Genomic DNA, 17,025 nt, shown 5'->3' on the forward strand with positions numbered 1-17,025 from the left:
GGAAATTTTGTCGATAACACCGCTACAGCATACTGCTATTGACAAGGTATCTATATCCATATAGGCAAGGCAAAAATTTTGCTATTTAGTTGTTCTAAATGAGAAATTTTTAACGAAGCTAATATGCTATTTGACCCTTCAAATTGATTAGAGAATTAATTCAATTGGTATAATATGAAGGCCAGAGCTATTTCTGCTTGGGACAAGGCAATGTTATCAAAGCGCTTTATTATTGAAACTGTGAATGACCAGCTAAAGAATATTTGTCAGTCAGAGCATTCAAGACATAGAAGTTTGCATGGGATGATATTAACAGTCTTAGGTGCGCTGATTGCATACAGCCACAACGAAAAAAGCCATCAATTTCTGTTGATGAACTGATGGCCTAAACCGCTCTCGGGTTAGTTAGCGAAACGCAGAGTAATAAAGCTGAGCTTTCAATTACTTTGGTGGATCAATTGAATGGTTAATGCTGGCGTTAACCCTAAACCACCCTGCAATTGAATAGCGCTTTTCGTTGGCAACTAATACTTCGTGAGGAAATTCATCACTTAAAAAGGTAACCAGTGTGCCGTAACTTGGCAGTACCGTTGTGAGTATCTCGTCGTGATTATCGGGATTATAAACAACTAGTTCGCCGCCATTGTCTGACGCCCAAGACTGATTCAAGTACAATACCGTGGTCAAAATACGGTTGGTCTTTCCCTTAAAAGCGTCCATATGCTTTTTGTAAAACGCCCCTGGAGGATAAATGGCAAAGTGGCTTTCATAACTAAAAAGTCCCATAAACAGCCGTCTGTTTAAATAGGTTTTTAGCTCGCCCATGTAGTTGAGCCAAACAGATTCCAACTCATTGCTGCTATCTAGCCAGTGAATTTTATCTCTGCGAATTTTCTTATTTTGCTCGTGAGAGGCTAAACGACCAATGCCAGCTTGCTTAAAATCATCATTGCTTAGCTCTGCTATTCTCAATTCCAACTTGGATAAAATGTCGGGACTGACGAAATTTGGCAAAATACTAATGCCTGTGGTTTGTAAGTCCTGAGCTAATTTCTCGAACGGAAATTCTAAGTCTAAATCTAACAATAGCGGTGCCTCTAAAAAAGGTCTTTTTACCCCTTTGTTTGGTACCGATCCAGCGAGTTAATTTTACCTTGTCGATAAGCGAATTTTGTTAATGATGTTTTCGCTGGCGGCTTCGATTAAATCAAGCACATGTTCAAAACCTTGTTCACCACCATAATAAGGATCAGGCACTTCATGCTCACTCATGTCACCAAACGCTAAAAACAGCTGAACTTTATGAGCCAAACCGGTAGGACAAATGGAGAGTAGATCGCGGTAATTAGCGTTGTCTGCACACAAAACTAAATCGTAATCTTCAAAATCGCTGGGTTTTACTTGCTGCGCTGATATGCCTGAAAAGTCATATCCTCTTGCGCTTCCTGTTGCGACACTTCGTGGATCTGGAGGGTTACCTTGATGATAGCCAATGGTACCAGCAGAATCGATACGGATTGTTAACTCTGTTGCTTCGAGTTTGTGCTTTAATACCGCTTCCATAGTTGGAGAGCGGCAGATATTGCCCATGCAGACGACTAAGATACTAGAAATTGCGCTCATATTATTGTCCTTCAAGTACGCTTTTATACCAATAGTATTCATTCTCCAAGCATACCGACTTTTTAATTCAGAGCAAAATACAAGGCGCCGGCTAATACCAACAGTATTAGGGCGCCAAATTTAAATTGTTAGTTTGGAAGGTTTTCGTGAGGACCAAATACCTCATAGAAGATTTGCTCGGCTTGTACACCGGCATTAATCAGTTGGGTTTTGATAAAGCGCATAAAGGCAACCGGGCCGCATAGGTAGAACTCTCCGTGTGTGAGCGGCAAAGTATCTTTGATTACGTTGATATCCATCAGCCCAGAATATGTACCATCGGCTTCTGACTCCAACCATGTAACCACATTAAAATCTCGGATATTGCTACCAAGCTCATTGATTTCTTGATTGAAACCTAAGTCACTGAGGGCTTTATTAGCGTGTAAAAAGTGTGCCTCGACTTCAGGTGAATGCTGGCTATGAACACCAAGCATGCAAAGCATAGGAGTAATTCCAACCCCAGCGCTAATGTATACCTTTGGACTGGCTGTGTGTTGTCTGACGAAGTCTCCAGCAGGTGGAGTGAGCTTGAGGAGGTCGCCCGCTTTAAGCGTATGAAGATATTGCGATACGGCACCGTCGTGTTTAGTCGAAATTCTAAGATACGAACCATTGGGGGCAACAGACAAAGAGTATTGGCGGATCTGCTGAAACCCTGCTACTTCTTTTGGTATAAAAACAGAAATAAATTGCCCAGCTTGGTAATGAGGTACGGCTTTACCGTCGACTGGTTTGAGATAAAAGCTCTTAATATTTTCAGTATTGCTTATTACCTTTTCAATCGTAAATTCACGCGTTCCTTGCCACCCACCTTGCTGATCAAGTGCGGTTTGATACAGACCATGCTCTGCGGTGATAAATAAATCTGCTAAAAACTGGTAGGCACTAAGCCAAGCTTGCTCTATTTCGTCTGTGAATTGTTCGCTGAACTCGGCTTTGAGTGTTGCAATTAAATGCCGGCCAACAATAGCGTATTGCTCAGGTAAGATCCCAAGGCTAACGTGTTTGTGGTTGATACGTAAAATGGCGTCACTGAGCACTTCTGGTTGATCAATGTAATTGGCATAGGCTGCTAATGCCGCAAATAGTGCCAACGGCTGTTTTCCCGAAGCCTGATGGGATTGGTTGAATACCCCTTTCAGCTCAGGGTGTTGATTGAACATATTATGATAAAACTTGGCGGTGATCTCGGGACCGACCTGAGCCAATAGCGGTGCACTTTGTTTTACCAACTCAATCGTGTTGTTTGTAAGCATTAATATCTCCAATTTGAGAGTAGAGTTAACCCATTCGCCCATCGACGCGTTTTTGTACCAGCATGGGCGCGAAGGTAATGAAAAAAAGCATAAAACCAAAAACCCAAGCCACGGCACTTAACAGCCATGCATTGTGCGGGTTTATAAAGTGAATTAGGAATGCGCGGATAAGACCTGATACCGCGATACAGATAAACGCCAGTATAGTTGTCGTGCCTACCTGTAATAGTCGACCAGTGTGGCCCAAGGTAACGCGAGTCATCATGGCTAAGATCATTAATCCCATGCCATTAATTGCCACTAAGTGAAGATGGCTGCGCAAATGCTCTGGTGCAAAGGTGTTGTTGTATGCGATAAGTATTAAACCCACTGCGATTGCACAGTATGAAAGATATAATGACCAAAGCAGTGGTACGTTAAATAATTTACCGTTAAACCAATAGGTTGCTCTTATCGAGTGCAGTAGCCCAAGGAGCAGGAGTGCAACACTTAAATAGTGAGTATTGGGTATCGCAAACTGCAGGATATAGGTGAAAACGCAGATGATGGCGAGGTAGAAAATCGTCCTGTCTAACTTCGGAGTATGTGGTTTTTGTACTTGCTGCAATCCTCGGGCAATAAAAAATGGAATAACGCGGCCACCCACTACACCAATCAACAGCATGTAAGCAACTAGCGTTGCTTGGCTTATAGCGCTTAGCAATAATAAGTGCTGGTTGTGAAGTAAAATCAAAAATATGATGTTGCAGCCACACAACATACTTACAGCAAAAATAAAAACACGATTGTTTTTGGATTTTGCATCAAGAATAATGGATGCTAAGTTGATTAGAACAATGAGCCAAAAACCCAGTTGTAGTAGTAAGGTGATGATGATTGATGAATTTGCCACAAAAAAGCTCAGCCTAGCAGCACACCAAATAATACAGAGTGACAGCAGTGCGCCACCATGTAATGTCTGTCTTTGCGTCCAATTTTTTGCCGCGGTTAGCAAAAAACCGGCGACGACAGCACCGCCAAAGCCAAACAGCATCTCGTGGGCGTGCCAATAGGTCGCTGGGTATTCATTACGCCAAACAACATTGCCATTGAGCAATAAAGCCCATACAGAAATGCTCACGACAGCGAATAACCCCGCGAGTAAAAATAGCGCTCTAAAGCCGAGCATCAACACCGGCCAAGTAGATGGTAAATACCAACACACTGCTTTTGGACAGGGCTCTTCTAGCTGGATTAAACTCATTTATTTAACCTCCAAACCTAGGTGGTATAGACAAACAAGGCGGATGACGTAGGCAAGCTTAATCAAGGCGGCCAATACGATAGTACTAATATGCGCTGCAATTTGTGAGAAAAGGCTGAAGCTTTCAACGCTAAAAAAACTCACTTGCAGTGACAGCATAAACGCTGCGAGAGATGTGAAAATGGCGATGTTGCTAAATCTTAAAAGTTGGTATGCACGGCTCATCGTTAACTCTGCGAATGTTGATATATAGACTATCTATTGCAGGTGTTACGCCAACTTTAAAATTTTATATAAATCAAAATATTACAATTATCCTATTGATATTTGAGTCAAATTGACCTACCTTAAATGGTGTTTATTTGAGTAAATTGAGTCTTTTTGACATGAATTCGTTAGAACTCTCCAAGTTGCTTGAGCTTAGTATGTCGTTGTCACGACTTTCGTTAGCACAAGAGGGGCGCGAGGTTAAGCAATACGCTAAGTCCTTGCTTTCAGCATTGAGTCAATCTGTTACCGCTGATGCCATCGCCATTCTCTATGGCGATCAGCATGCATTAACGATTCTAGCTTGCAATGGATTGAGTGCGGACGCTGTTGGGCGGCAGTTTTTGCTCTCAGAACAACCTAGATTGATGTCTATTTTCGAGTCTGACGAGCTAGTTAGTTTTCCTGCCAATAGCAACTTACCGGACCCCTACGATGGTCTGTTACTAGCGGAAGAAAGTCGCTTGCCAGTGCATGCCTGCATGGGATTCAAGGTCGCACTGCAAAGTAGTGCCTTATTGGTAACGTTCGACAGCCTTAAACCTGATAGCTTTGAGCACTTGTCTGACGTTTATATGAAAACCCTACAAACAATTGTCTCAAGTAGTGCATTACGTATGTTTGAGGCTGAGCGTCTCTATGAGCAAGCACGTTCACTTACACATACCCAATCCCAAAAGTCCGTTAAAAAGCAAATCTTGGTAGGAGAGAGTGCGGTGATGCACTCGCTTAAATCAGAAATTGAACTGGTAGCTGGCTCTGAGTTTAATGTCCTTATTCAAGGTGATACGGGAACGGGTAAAGAGTTGGTAGCAAAACATGTACACTTTAATTCCCAGCGAAATGACAAACCGTTTGTACAAATTAACTGTGCAGCGCTTCCTGACTCGATAGCAGAAAGTGAACTCTTTGGTCACAAAAAAGGGGCGTTTACTGGCGCCGATAAAGACCGATTAGGCAAGTTTGCAGCCGCAGATGGAGGCACACTGTTTTTGGATGAAGTTGGCGAACTGAGCCTGACTTTACAGAGTAAACTCTTACGTGTGCTGCAAAGCGGCGAGGTGCAAGCGGTAGGTGCTGACCGTATTCATATTGTCGATGTTAGAGTAGTTGCTGCCACTAATCGCAACCTAAAAGAAGAGGTGAAACGCGGAAAATTTAGGGCGGATCTTTATCATCGCTTGAGTGTGTATCCTTTATTTGTTCCTCCACTGACTGAGAGGCTAGATGACATACCGCTGCTGGTTGGTTTTTTTTTAGAGCAGCTTAGAGGTACGCTCAACGCAAAACAAGTAGTGATGGATAGGCAAGCACTCAGCCGGTTAATGCATTACGATTGGCCGGGTAATGTCAGAGAGCTTGAGCATTGTGTCAGTCGTGCAGCGTTAAAAGCTAAGCACCAACAGTGGCAGGCTAATATCATCGAGATCCATGACATAGATATTGAGCCAAAACACAATCAACAAAAACGGCAAGCTGACCGCCTTATTAAGGAAGAGAAAGCAGGTCCTATTACCATGAAACTCGCCGTCGAGCTACTACAAAAAGACATGATCGTTAACGCGATGGAACGTAATGGGTTAAATTGGTCGGCAGCTGCGAGAGAGCTGGAAATGGATAGAGCAAATTTAGTTCGACTAGCGAAGCGTTTGGGGTTAGATGTTAAAAAGCAGATGAGTTGAATAACCTGAGCTGCTTTTGTGAGTTTCAATAACTTAGCCTGTTTCTTATTCTGAGTTAAGATTGAATACAAGCTATTCAAAAAATGAAACCCGAAATGTAATGAAAATTGTTATTAATACTCTTATAAGTTGTTTATTTTAAAAGGGTATATTAAGAAAACTGTTATTTTTATTTAATCTTGCGAAGAATAAATATTGAACTAGGGTTATAGGGCGTCACTCGACATTATTAGGGGGCCCTATGCAGGGTAATAAGCAAGTTATAACAGCGCTAAATCAAGTGCTTACGTTAGAGTTAACATCGATAAACCAGTTTTTTTTACACGCAAGAATGTACAAAAACTGGGGATTGGAAGAGTTAAACGAGAAAGCTTACAAAAAATCTATCAAGGATATGAAGCAAGCGGATGATCTAATCGAGCGTATTTTGTTTCTTGAAGGGTTACCAAACCTCCAGCATTTAGAAAAGTTACGAATAGGTGAGCATACCGAAGAAATGATGGCGTGCGATTTAGCGTTTGAACTCGATCAGCTACCGACACTACGCGATGCGATTGCGTTGTGTGAACACGAACAGGATTATGTTAGTCGAGAGCTACTAGAAGATATTCTTGAGTATGAAGAAGGCTATGTGGATTGGCTCGAAACGCAGCACTTCTTAATCAAAAATACTGGCATTGAAAATTATCTGCAATCGCAGATTGAGGGGTAAGTTATGCAAGGCAATTCTACCATCATCGACTTACTCAATAAGCAACTTACTCTTGAGCTTTCTTCTATGGATCAATATTTGGCTCATGCCAAAATGTATGAAGATTGGGGGCTTGAGAAGCTGCATCACAAGCTATCTCACGAGTACGAAGAAGAGCTTGACCATGCAAAACGGATCACCGAGCGTATTTTGTTTTTGGAAGGCACACCGGATACCGCTTCTCGTGCGCCAATTCACGTCGGTGCTGACGTGAAAGAAATGCTAGAAAATGACTTGGCAGCTGAAATTTTGGTAAAAGATCATTTGAAAAAGGTGATAACAGCGTGCGAGCAAGCGCAAGATTATGTCACGCGAGAAATGCTTGAAACTCTGTTAGATGATACTGAAATGGATCATATTTATTGGCTTGAGCAACACATTAACTTGATCAAATTAATAGGTCTACCAAATTACATTCAGAGCCAACTTGCAAGTAGTTCTGAATGACCCAACCACCGCACCCGCTTTAGGGTGTGGTTTCTTTATGTACCATGCAATCTTCTGCTGAGCTATAACGTGTAAGGTATTCGCTATAAAATTAAGCAATCACAATGATTTGAACTAAAGTTTAGTTATGTGTTGAGTAATTAGTAATACGATGAAAATATTATTACTGTTTTTCTGCCTCCTGAGCTCGGTTTGTCTCGCAGCAAACTCAAAGCTAGTGTTTCGTATTTATCATGACGCTGATTATTCTAATTTAAATGAGTCAGCCGAAGCGATAAAAATGGGATTTTTGACCGCATTCGATGAAGTTGATAATCAAATACAAGGTTTTAAGATTGAATTAGTGAGCAAAGATCATCGTGGTAATAGTAATCGTAGTTTGCTCCATTTTAAGCAATTTTTAAAAGATCCCGATGCTTTGTTAGTACTTGGAGGCGTGCATTCTCCCCCCTATATTAAATTTCGTCAGTTTATCAACGAGAATAAAGCGCTGCTGTTGGTTCCTTGGGCCGCTGGTGGACCTATTACAAGATACCCGAGTAAGGACAATTGGGTGTTTAGGCTTTCGGTAGATGACACCAAAGCGGGTAAAGTACTCATCAATTATGCAAATCAACAAGGTTGTGTTGCGCCTCATTTACTCCTTGAGGATACTGCATGGGGACGCTCCAATTACGACACATTGTTAAGAGAGTATAAAAAGGCTAAGCCTAACAGTGCGTTACCCGTATCTTGGTTTAACTGGGCCACTCGAGAGAGTGAAGCAAGGATTATTATTCGTAATATCATTGAGAGTGAGCCACAATGCATCATTTTTGTTGGCAATGCGATTGAAGGAGCTGAGTTTGTAAAAGCCATGGCGAGTATTGATGAAGTGGAGCGCCTGCCGATTATAAGTCATTGGGGAGTGACTGCGGGTAACTTTTTTGATGTTATTGGGGATAAGTTATCTGCAGATGTCTCATTGGCGGTGTTACAAAGCTGCTTTTCTTTTGAGAATAAACCGTTAGATGAGTTTTCGGCGCGAGTATTTAATCGGGCAAGGCGGCTTTTCCCAACTCAGTTTGCAACGCATGGGTTTGTTCAAGCAGCACCTGGATTTATCCATGGGTATGACATTGCCAAGCTTCTTATTGCGGCGGCAAAGCAAATAAAACTGACAGAATCGGTTGCTACCAATAGAGCCTTATTAAAAAGTGCATTGGAGGATTTGCAATCGCCAGTTAACGGCCTAATAAAAACCTATCAACGACCATTTCGGGTGTGGAGTGAAAAAAATGATTCCGCTCATGAAGCGCTGACAGTGCAAGACTTGTGTATGGGACAATACCAGTCTAATGGCAGTATTAAACTAGTTTATAGTTACTCGGGGTCAAATTGAAAAATAAACTCACTTTGACGAGTAATCGTGCCTTTTACGCCTTTTTAGGATTAACGGCTATCATTTCACTTCTGCTCAGTGCGCTCTTCGTTGGACTAAGAGCAAATGTCATAGTTGAAGATTTGGTAAGAGAAACGAATGAGACCCAAGCTCAACTCTCGGTAAACAATTTGACACAATACTTGGAGAGCCGAAAACAAATACTATTTGATCTATCTTCGCACCCTATTGTTGTAAATGGTGCGATGGGAACAGGCCTCTCTGCAACACAGTTACGAGATTTTCTGCGCAGTTTTCAAATTATAGGCAAAGCAGAGAAACTGATGGTAATTAACGTTCTCGGAGAAGTAGTCTATGCAAACTTTGACTCTAATGAAATACTAGGGCAACAACCTATTTGGTTGGATAAGGTGATTAACGCTGAAATCAGTAATGCAATAGATTTAACTAAAGTTGCTAACCAGCATTTTTTTACGGTAGCGGTACCTATTTACTATAACGGTTTTGCTGAAGGAGCGCTTATTGGTGAGTTTTCGACCAGCCTTGAAACCCTACTGGCGACTTCTTTAGACTCTCAACTTCATAGCATCTCGTTAAAAGGGCAATGGCTTGAGTTTTCCGATGTTGAACGTGTTGAGGACTATTTTAGTATCAAGTCATTAGCTATCGGAACAACGGGACTTCAACTAGACTATCGTTTGCGAAAAAGCTTGGTTACTAACGAAGTGCAAATATTTGTCTTGGACCTTATAGGTGCGATAACCTTTGGGTTACTCCTGTCCTTTGGGTTGCTTTACCTATTTGGTAAACAACTATTGTTAAACCCGTTCAAGAAACTAGAAGAGTCCAGAGCAATACTTACGCGAAGTGAAGAGCGATTTAAACTCGCAATATTTGGCAGTGATGATGGCCTTTGGGATTGGGATCTTGAGCGAAATGCCGTGTTTTATTCAGATAGATTTAAATCTTTGCTCGGCTTTTCTCAAGAGACACAAGCCTTATTCTCTGCACATATTTCTAGTTTATTTGATCGAGTTCACCCTGCAGATCTACCCAATTTAGAAAACTCTATAAAATTCCATATGACAGAAGAAGAGCCTTTTGGTGTCGAGTGCCGAATAAAAACGAGGCAAAACAGCTATCGCTACTTTTGGCTCAAAGGCGCGGCAGCACTTAAAGATGGAAAAGCAAAGCGAATAGTTGGATCACTTTCAGATATAACTGATCAAAAGCTCCATCAAGAAGCGCTGAAAAAGGCAAAGGAGCAAAATGACCTACTTGCTCAAGCAATAGAATGTGCAAATGTTGGCATTACGATCGTTGATGCGACGAACCCTGAATTACCGATCGTATTTGCCAATAAAGCTTTTAAACAGATCACCGAATATGGAGATGAAATACTTGGTAAGAACTGCCGCTTTTTGCAAGGAGAACAAAGCCAACAGCAAGCTATAGATAAAATCAGAGCTGCAATAAAAGCTCAAGCATTCGTCAAAGTTGAGTTGATAAATTATACCAAATCTGGGAAAGCATTTTGGAATAGTTTACAGATCTCCCCTGTATTTGATGAACAGAACCAAATAACAGCATTTGTTGGTATCCAACAGGATATTACTGCTGCCGTCGAGGCGAAAAAAGAGTTAGAGCAAGCGAAGCAAGCGGCGGAGCAGGGCGCCCAAGCTAAAAGTGAGTTTTTAGCGTCAATGAGTCATGAGATCCGCACGCCAATGAATGGTGTAATAGGCATGTTAAGCCTGCTGGAAGATGAGCACTTGACTCAAACTCAGTTACATAAAGTGAGTCTAGCAATGGGAAGCGCCAAGTCATTGTTAAATCTTATCAACGATATTTTAGACTTTTCTAAAATTGAAGCAGGCAAACTTGAGCTTGAGTCACTAGATTTCGATATTAGAGCTTTGCTTGGCGAGTTGATTGAATCCGTTGCGTTGCAGGCGCAGAAAAAGGGACTTGAACTTATCCTTGATGTTACCCAACTTGAAAAGCCATTGGTGCGGGGAGACCCGAGCCGCATTCGACAAATCATTACCAACTTAATTAGTAATGCAATCAAGTTTACCGAGCAAGGGGAAATTATTATTCGAGCTTGGTTTAGTGAGGTAGAGAATAAGCTGAGGTTTCACTGCTCAGTTGAAGACACTGGAATAGGTATACCAGAGAACAAAGCTGAAGGACTTTTTGCTAAGTTTTCTCAAGTAGATGCCTCTACAACAAGGAAATACGGTGGTACGGGTTTGGGGCTTGCCATTGTCAGGCAACTGTGTGAGTTAATGGACGGCGATATCACCGTAAGTAGTCGGTTTGGTCACGGTAGCCAATTTGAATTCTTTGTTACCTTAGTTCACGGTGACAATACTCAGTTCGAAACGACAAAAGTAGATCTGGAAGGGATCAAAATACTCTTAGTTGACGATAACCTCGCGACCTTGGCGAGTTTAGAATCTCAATTGAAGCATTGGGGAGCGGAGGTGTGTAAAGCCAGTTCAGGCATACAAGCATTATCAATGTGTGAAGCTGAATACCAGCGTGATAAAAATGTGTTTGATATAGCCCTATTGGACATGACGCTCAGAGGTATGTCGGGTGAGCAGCTCGGCGCTGCACTAAAAAATGATAAGCGATTCAAAACGATTAAGCTTATCATGATGACGCAAATGGGAACTAAAGGAGATGGCCAGTTTTACGCAGAGCGTGGCTATTCGGGTTATTTCCCAAAGCCCGTGACAACCAAAGACCTCTTTGATGCATTAACCATTTTGGCTGAAGATGGCAAAGCGCTGGCTAATGCGAAGCCACTGGTTACAAGTCACTATTTGAAGCTGGTAAGAAAGGCGAATGAAACCGAATGTACTTGGCCAAAGCCTTGCCGCATTCTATTAGTTGAAGATAATGAGGTAAACCAAATTGTTGCATTAAGTATGCTCAGAAAATTGGGGATCACAGATGTTGAAGTCGCTGAAAATGGACTTGTTGCTATCGAGTTGCTCAAATCTCATCAAGATGAGTGCTGTTTTGAACTGATCTTAATGGATTGTCAGATGCCAGAAATGGATGGCTATCGGACTACCGAGTTAATCCGAGACGGAGCCGTAGGCAAGAGTTATCAGGAAGTGAAAGTATTAGCCATGACCGCTAATGCAATGTCTGGTGATAGGGAAAAGTGTCTAAATGCGGGCATGAACGATTATCTCACAAAGCCCATTTCGGAAGAGCCATTGAGCGAAAAATTACAATATTGGCTATACAAAAGCGAATATACATCTACAGATGGTACAGAAGAAACGACTTAATGGGTAACTGAAGCAAATTGGCAATATTTTCTATCTATGGTAATCTTTACTGTATATAAAAACAGTTGCCTTGGTTTGTGTTGAGAAAAGAATTACCCGTCAAATATTACTTAAGTCACTTTAGTGAGCTTAGTGATTATTTACTTAAAGTATGTCAACCGCTATTAAGTAACGCACAGCGTGAGCTGTTGGCTGAACTACATCGCTTGCCTGAAGATGAACTGTGTTTGCTAGTGCGGTTTATTTCTCGCAAAACTCCTTTTCTGGATATCAATTCGTTGCGCTACGAAGAGATCAATAGTATTTATGAGGTCGCGCTTTCACTAAAAGCAAAAGGGTTACTTCGCCAAGTACAGCAAGACGACTTTCAAATATTACTACATTGCTTAACTAAACCATGTTTAATTGAACTTGCTGAGCGAGAGAACTTAACTAAGCCGCCAAGTAAATCGGCAAAAAAATTGCTCTGGGTAGAGCATTTGCATCACTCTATCTGTGTTGAACATGTGAATGTACAAGAATATCTATCCAAGTATCTCACGTTCTCATTTCAAGCTGATATTGACTACTTTCTATTTTTGTACTTTGGTAAGGTAGGCCTTAGCTTAGCGCAATTTTCGATGCGGGATCTTGGTGTAATGAATACCCGGAGCGTTAACGCCGCTTACCATGCACATTTTGAACAAAGATCAGAAGCAGTGAGCGCGTTTTATTATGCAAATGCACTCAGTGAGCTCAAAAACACCCCTGAAGATGAGTTGGTACAGCGTGCTAGCGAAGCGATAGCGCAACAATTACCTAAGGCCGATGGGCAATATGCAGTGACTGCGCATGCAAAGTACCTGTTGACGCTTGCCAGAAAGTTAGGTCCTGAATTTTCCCATTTTAAAACCTTACTGTGTATGAGTGAGCTCCCTCAAGCTCGTGAGATGTTGATACGACATCATTATAAACAAGGTGAAGTTGAGCTGGTACGTGAGCAATTAGAGCGGATATTACAGGGTGAAAACGATGAAACACTGATGATCTTCGCGGAAGACTTTTACCAGCGCAAATTTAACCAAAAACGCACTTCTGTACTCACGGATATGCTAAGAAAAAGTCAATCTGCGATCCAAATTGATGAGGCCTATAAAGGGCAAACCGAAGCAGGCGTTATTGCTTACTACAAACGTCACGGCATTGAAGCCTACCATGTTGAAAATAAAATTTGGCTAGCCTTATTTGGATTGACCTTTTGGCAAGAACTTTTTTATCACCCAAAAAGTATCGTTGCTAATGGGTTTTCTAGAACTCCGCTGGCGTTAAAAGAAAATCGTTTTTACAGCGAGTTTGAGGAAGAGATTGAATGCCGCTTAGCGAGTTTTACAGATACTTTGGTTTGGATAAACTGGCTTTTGCGCCAGATGAGTCAACATTACGGAGAACCCAATCGGTTGTTTATTTGGCACGATAGGATGCTCGACGCGATAAAAATATTATTGTCTAACGTGTCAATTGAGAGTGTTAAATCTGTTTTAAGGCTATTGTGTAGTGACTTTCATCTGATGAAATCCGGTTTTCCCGATCTGATGATAGTCGATGAAAAAGCGGGCTTAAGGTTTGAAGAAATCAAGGCACCAGGTGATAGTCTTAGCAGAAGTCAGCTAGTTAACATTTCTAAACTCTTGCAATGCAATATTCCCACACGGCTGCAAACCGTTGAATGGCACATCTCCAAAGCGCAACCATATGTCATTGTCGATATTGAAACCACTGGGGGAAATAAGGAGTTTGATCGCATTACTGAGATCGCCATGGTAAAAGTCGTTAACGGTGAGGTCGTTGCTAAATGGCAGTCGCTTATTAATCCGATGCGCCGTATCCCACAAAAAATCACTGAGTTGACAGGGATCACTCAGTCAATGGTGAGTGATGCTCCGAGGTTTTGCGAAATCGTAGAGCAAGTTGAGCAGTTTAGCCAAGGTGCTATTTTTGTCGCGCATAATGTGAATTTTGATTATGGCTTTATTCGGCAGGAGTTTGCTCGTGTTGATCAAGAGTTTACTCGTGCAAAGTTATGTACTGTGCAGTTAGGCCGAAAGTTTGTACCAGGTCTGCGCTCCTATGCGCTCGGAGCATTTTGCCAAGCGATGAATGTACCTTTGGTTAATCATCACCGGGCGATGGATGATGCTTATGCTACTGCTGAAATTTTCATTCAAATCAATACAATAAGACAGGGAAAGTAGCATGTCAGCCGTTCGTTTAATGCATCAGCAAATGGGCCTATTTTGGGGGACTGGCGTGTGGCTAGGGGCACTTTGTGTATCTAAGCTACCTTGGCAAGCGGTTATTTCTGCAGTGGTGTTGTTGGTTATCAATTTATTTATATTTGCACTTTTTTGGTGGGATAAGCGAGCTTCAACACTTGCTCAATCGCGCATTCCTGAGCGTAATTTGCTACTTTTTGGGTTACTCGGGCTCAATATTATCACACCAGTGGCGATGTATATACTCAGGCATAAAACCATCAAGCCTAGCTTTAATTTTAAGCTGTTGATGGTGCTCATGATGCAGACCATCGTGTTCGGCATGCTGTTTATTTGGTTATTTATATAGGCCCTAATAGAATTTTTTATTGATAAATTTTCTTTGTTGACTAATTATCAATAGGATAATTGGTATCAGTGAGAGAATAATAATGAACAAACTAGAGACGCTATTAAGTCAGTATGCCATGTATCATCGCAGCAAAAAGAACATTCTGACTCACTTTTTTGGGATCCCGTTTATTGTGATTGCAGTTGTCGGCATGACTTTTATCCCACTATTCGATGTGTCAGGAGCTACCATCACGCTTGCCGCGCTGATAGGGTCAGTTTTATGTTGCTACTACCTGATGTTATCCCCCACTTTCGGACTCATGATGAGCGCAGTCATACTGGCTTTTTATTTCCTTGTTCAAACGTTAAATCCACTTATCGCTAATGCTGGGATAATGACCGTACTGTTTTGGGCTGGTGTTTTCTTTGTGGGCTGGGTGTTACAGTTTATAGGGCATTATTTCGAGGGGAAAAAGCCTGCGTTTGTTGATGACTTGATTGGTTTAGCAATTGGGCCATTGTTTGTGCTTGTTGAGCTTTTATTTGTATTAGGGTTATTCAAGGAGCTCGAAAACAAAATAGTGAATAATGCTGGAGAGTATAAAGCATAGGCAAATAGTTGGGCTAAAATGCTATTTCTGCCCAACTGTAAAGACTGTCTAAGTTGTCATGCGAGTTTCTAGTTTAGAGCCTTTTATTATGGTGATATCTTGGCAATTTAATCTTACTCGGCCACAGCGAGTTTCTAATAAAAAGGTAGCTTCTGGGTAATCTTCACCACCGGAATCAACAAATTGCTTTCGTGCGCGGTGAACCATAATGTTCATATGGTTTGTTTGTACGCCGAGTGCTTTTGCTAAGTCATCACGATAAACCCAACCTTGAACATCCGATTCAAGGCCTGCATCTTTATCTTGGATCCGAGTTCTTGCAAGCAGCAGCAGTAAGTAGTGATGACTTCTGACGCCTAAATCTAGGTGTTTGTCGTCAACACTTAGTGTTAGTTGAGTATCTTCTTCGTCTTGGCTAACATTGAACTCTAACGCCATTGGTTTTGCTGTCTTTTGGCACTCTAAATGCTTGGTTACAGCAATAGTCGTGGCAGAAAAAAACATCCATTGGTCATTCATCAAAGAGACAATACTGCCATCTATCAAGGCCTGTCGATCCGAGGTATTCAGATCTTCTAAAAACCAATAGTTGAGCAATTTATCATAGTAAATGATGTGTTTAGGGTCATCTTCACTAGGGAGTAGAAGTTGATTCGTTACTTCCACTACTTTTTGGTTGTTTGACTGTGAAACTAAATATTGACACTCGGTTTGTAAGTTCGCCGCCACAAACGAGTTTTGACCAGGTGCTGCAAAATCAATCTTATCATTTTCGAATAGCTGATACGGCAGGTTTTTATCGAGTTTCTTGTCATTTATCCAGATGCCATTTGTACTCACATCTCGGATAAACCATTTGTTTTCATTGAGTTCGATAATGGCGTGATGTCGCGAAACTCCCGGCTTGTCTATTAAGGTATCTACACTATATTTATAGCGGCCTACCGTATGATAGCTTTTAAGATAGACTCGTTCGAGTTTCTGTTCGTCGATTAAATAAGCCATAGTTAGTTCCGTATAACTTTGATGAAAATTACATGCTTATACAAAATAGATATCACAATTCAGCGAGGCGTAAATCTCATCTATATCATGTATAAGTGCGGTGAAGCATACAATTTTATTTCCTTCTACTCAATGATAAAGACCCACGAGGTGGGTCTCGTTGAGGGAAGAATTCACCAGTACTTACGTACCGGCTTGGTCTAATTTGGAATTACAGTTTTTCTAGTTTGACGCAGAATCCCAAAACCTAAACCAATTGTTTGATATTAGGGTGATAAATCCTAGCAAACATCTTTAGTCTAATTCGATTACTTAAATTTAGCTATTACACGGCATTACACTGAGATTACAGGAGTTTTAGACTTCATTGACTTGAATAGGTCACCTCCCTATGAAATGAGACATGCATAATTGGAGATTTTGTAATCTCTCTTACCTTTCCAGTTACCTGAACTAATTTTTTACTGCTTTTACACTGATTGTGCTTTTTATTTTTGGTTGTGGGTTGTTCACAACAACATAAAAGCCAGAAGCTCTGTAAAAGCAGGAGCATAAAATGAGCCAATTCAGAGCGTGAAAGACAGTTAAGTTGGAAGGGGGATTTCAACTTTGTGATCACTTCGATTCAGAACCTATAAATATGGATGGTGGTGTGGTTAAGGTGGCGAATGACTTTACTCGTAGGCTGCTTTAGGTGAGAGCAAAAGGTGTCGATATTGTTCATGTTTTAGACATGATGAAAAAATGGCTACGTGCGCTCAAAACTCGTTGTTGACGAAGCTGATAATTTCTTGCGAGTGGTAAACAGTCGTGACCTGACCGAC

Annotated in this window: 13 protein-coding genes and 1 pseudogene; 9 read left to right on the forward strand and 5 right to left on the reverse strand. The window is 41.4% G+C overall.

Annotated elements, in window-relative coordinates; translation table 11 throughout:
• Positions 1-171: 171 nt before the first annotated feature.
• A pseudogene (locus CWC03_RS10595) lies at positions 172-389 on the forward strand (transposase); the annotation flags it as partial.
• Positions 390-441: 52 nt separating this feature from the next.
• Here CWC03_RS10595 and CWC03_RS10600 read toward each other — a convergent pair.
• The 4 genes from CWC03_RS10600 to CWC03_RS10615 all read right to left on the reverse strand — a co-directional run bounded on the left by CWC03_RS10600 (position 442) and on the right by CWC03_RS10615 (position 4,164).
• Positions 442-1,086: a 2OG-Fe(II) oxygenase gene (locus tag CWC03_RS10600; protein ID WP_138581896.1), complete on the reverse strand. Its 645-nt coding sequence runs from the start codon at positions 1,084-1,086 to the stop codon at positions 442-444.
• A gap of 63 nt (positions 1,087-1,149) precedes the next feature.
• Positions 1,150-1,623 carry a low molecular weight protein-tyrosine-phosphatase gene (locus CWC03_RS10605; protein ID WP_138581897.1) on the reverse strand — a complete coding sequence of 158 codons (474 nt, stop codon included), beginning with the start codon at positions 1,621-1,623 and terminating at the stop codon, positions 1,150-1,152.
• A 128-nt stretch (positions 1,624-1,751) separates the two neighbouring features.
• A complete protein-coding gene (hmpA, locus tag CWC03_RS10610; RefSeq protein ID WP_138581898.1) occupies positions 1,752-2,921 on the reverse strand; it encodes an NO-inducible flavohemoprotein in 1,170 nt (389 codons plus the stop codon).
• Positions 2,922-2,946: 25 nt separating this feature from the next.
• Positions 2,947-4,164: an NnrS family protein gene (locus CWC03_RS10615; RefSeq protein WP_138581899.1), complete on the reverse strand. Its 1,218-nt coding sequence runs from the start codon at positions 4,162-4,164 to the stop codon at positions 2,947-2,949.
• Positions 4,165-4,550: 386 nt separating this feature from the next.
• On the opposite strand from CWC03_RS10615, the gene norR reads away from it, so the two are divergent.
• The 8 genes from norR to CWC03_RS10660 all read left to right on the forward strand — a co-directional run bounded on the left by norR (position 4,551) and on the right by CWC03_RS10660 (position 15,196).
• Positions 4,551-6,113 (forward strand): nitric oxide reductase transcriptional regulator NorR, encoded by a 1,563-nt coding sequence (gene norR / locus CWC03_RS10625; RefSeq protein WP_138581900.1) that lies wholly within the window; start codon positions 4,551-4,553, stop codon positions 6,111-6,113.
• A 241-nt stretch (positions 6,114-6,354) separates the two neighbouring features.
• Positions 6,355-6,825, forward strand: coding sequence for a bacterioferritin (bfr, locus tag CWC03_RS10630; RefSeq protein WP_095729185.1), 471 nt, complete (start codon positions 6,355-6,357; stop codon positions 6,823-6,825).
• Positions 6,826-6,828: 3 nt separating this feature from the next.
• Positions 6,829-7,311, forward strand: coding sequence for a bacterioferritin (gene bfr, locus CWC03_RS10635; protein ID WP_138581901.1), 483 nt, complete (start codon positions 6,829-6,831; stop codon positions 7,309-7,311).
• 151 nt (positions 7,312-7,462) lie between these two features.
• On the forward strand, positions 7,463-8,692 hold the full coding sequence (locus CWC03_RS10640) for an ABC transporter substrate-binding protein (protein ID WP_138581902.1): 1,230 nt from the start codon (positions 7,463-7,465) through the stop codon (positions 8,690-8,692).
• Positions 8,689-12,000 (forward strand): PAS domain-containing hybrid sensor histidine kinase/response regulator, encoded by a 3,312-nt coding sequence (locus CWC03_RS10645; RefSeq protein ID WP_138581903.1) that lies wholly within the window; start codon positions 8,689-8,691, stop codon positions 11,998-12,000. Before CWC03_RS10640 ends, CWC03_RS10645 begins: the two co-directional genes overlap by 4 nt.
• A gap of 77 nt (positions 12,001-12,077) precedes the next feature.
• Entirely contained in the window at positions 12,078-14,231 is a 2,154-nt protein-coding gene (locus CWC03_RS10650; protein WP_138581904.1) for an exonuclease domain-containing protein, read from the forward strand.
• Position 14,232: 1 nt separating this feature from the next.
• Positions 14,233-14,601: a DUF1294 domain-containing protein gene (locus CWC03_RS10655; protein ID WP_128726175.1), complete on the forward strand. Its 369-nt coding sequence runs from the start codon at positions 14,233-14,235 to the stop codon at positions 14,599-14,601.
• An 82-nt stretch (positions 14,602-14,683) separates the two neighbouring features.
• On the forward strand, positions 14,684-15,196 hold the full coding sequence (locus CWC03_RS10660) for an Mpo1 family 2-hydroxy fatty acid dioxygenase (protein WP_138581905.1): 513 nt from the start codon (positions 14,684-14,686) through the stop codon (positions 15,194-15,196).
• 48 nt (positions 15,197-15,244) lie between these two features.
• Here the strand turns inward: CWC03_RS10660 and CWC03_RS10665 are convergent, their stop codons facing one another.
• Positions 15,245-16,201 carry an FHA domain-containing protein gene (locus CWC03_RS10665; RefSeq protein WP_138581906.1) on the reverse strand — a complete coding sequence of 319 codons (957 nt, stop codon included), beginning with the start codon at positions 16,199-16,201 and terminating at the stop codon, positions 15,245-15,247.
• Between the last annotated feature and the right edge of the window lie 824 nt (positions 16,202-17,025).

This window comes from Pseudoalteromonas sp. S2755 (assembly GCF_005886535.1).
In the GTDB taxonomy this organism is placed as follows: Bacteria; Pseudomonadota; Gammaproteobacteria; order Enterobacterales; family Alteromonadaceae; genus Pseudoalteromonas.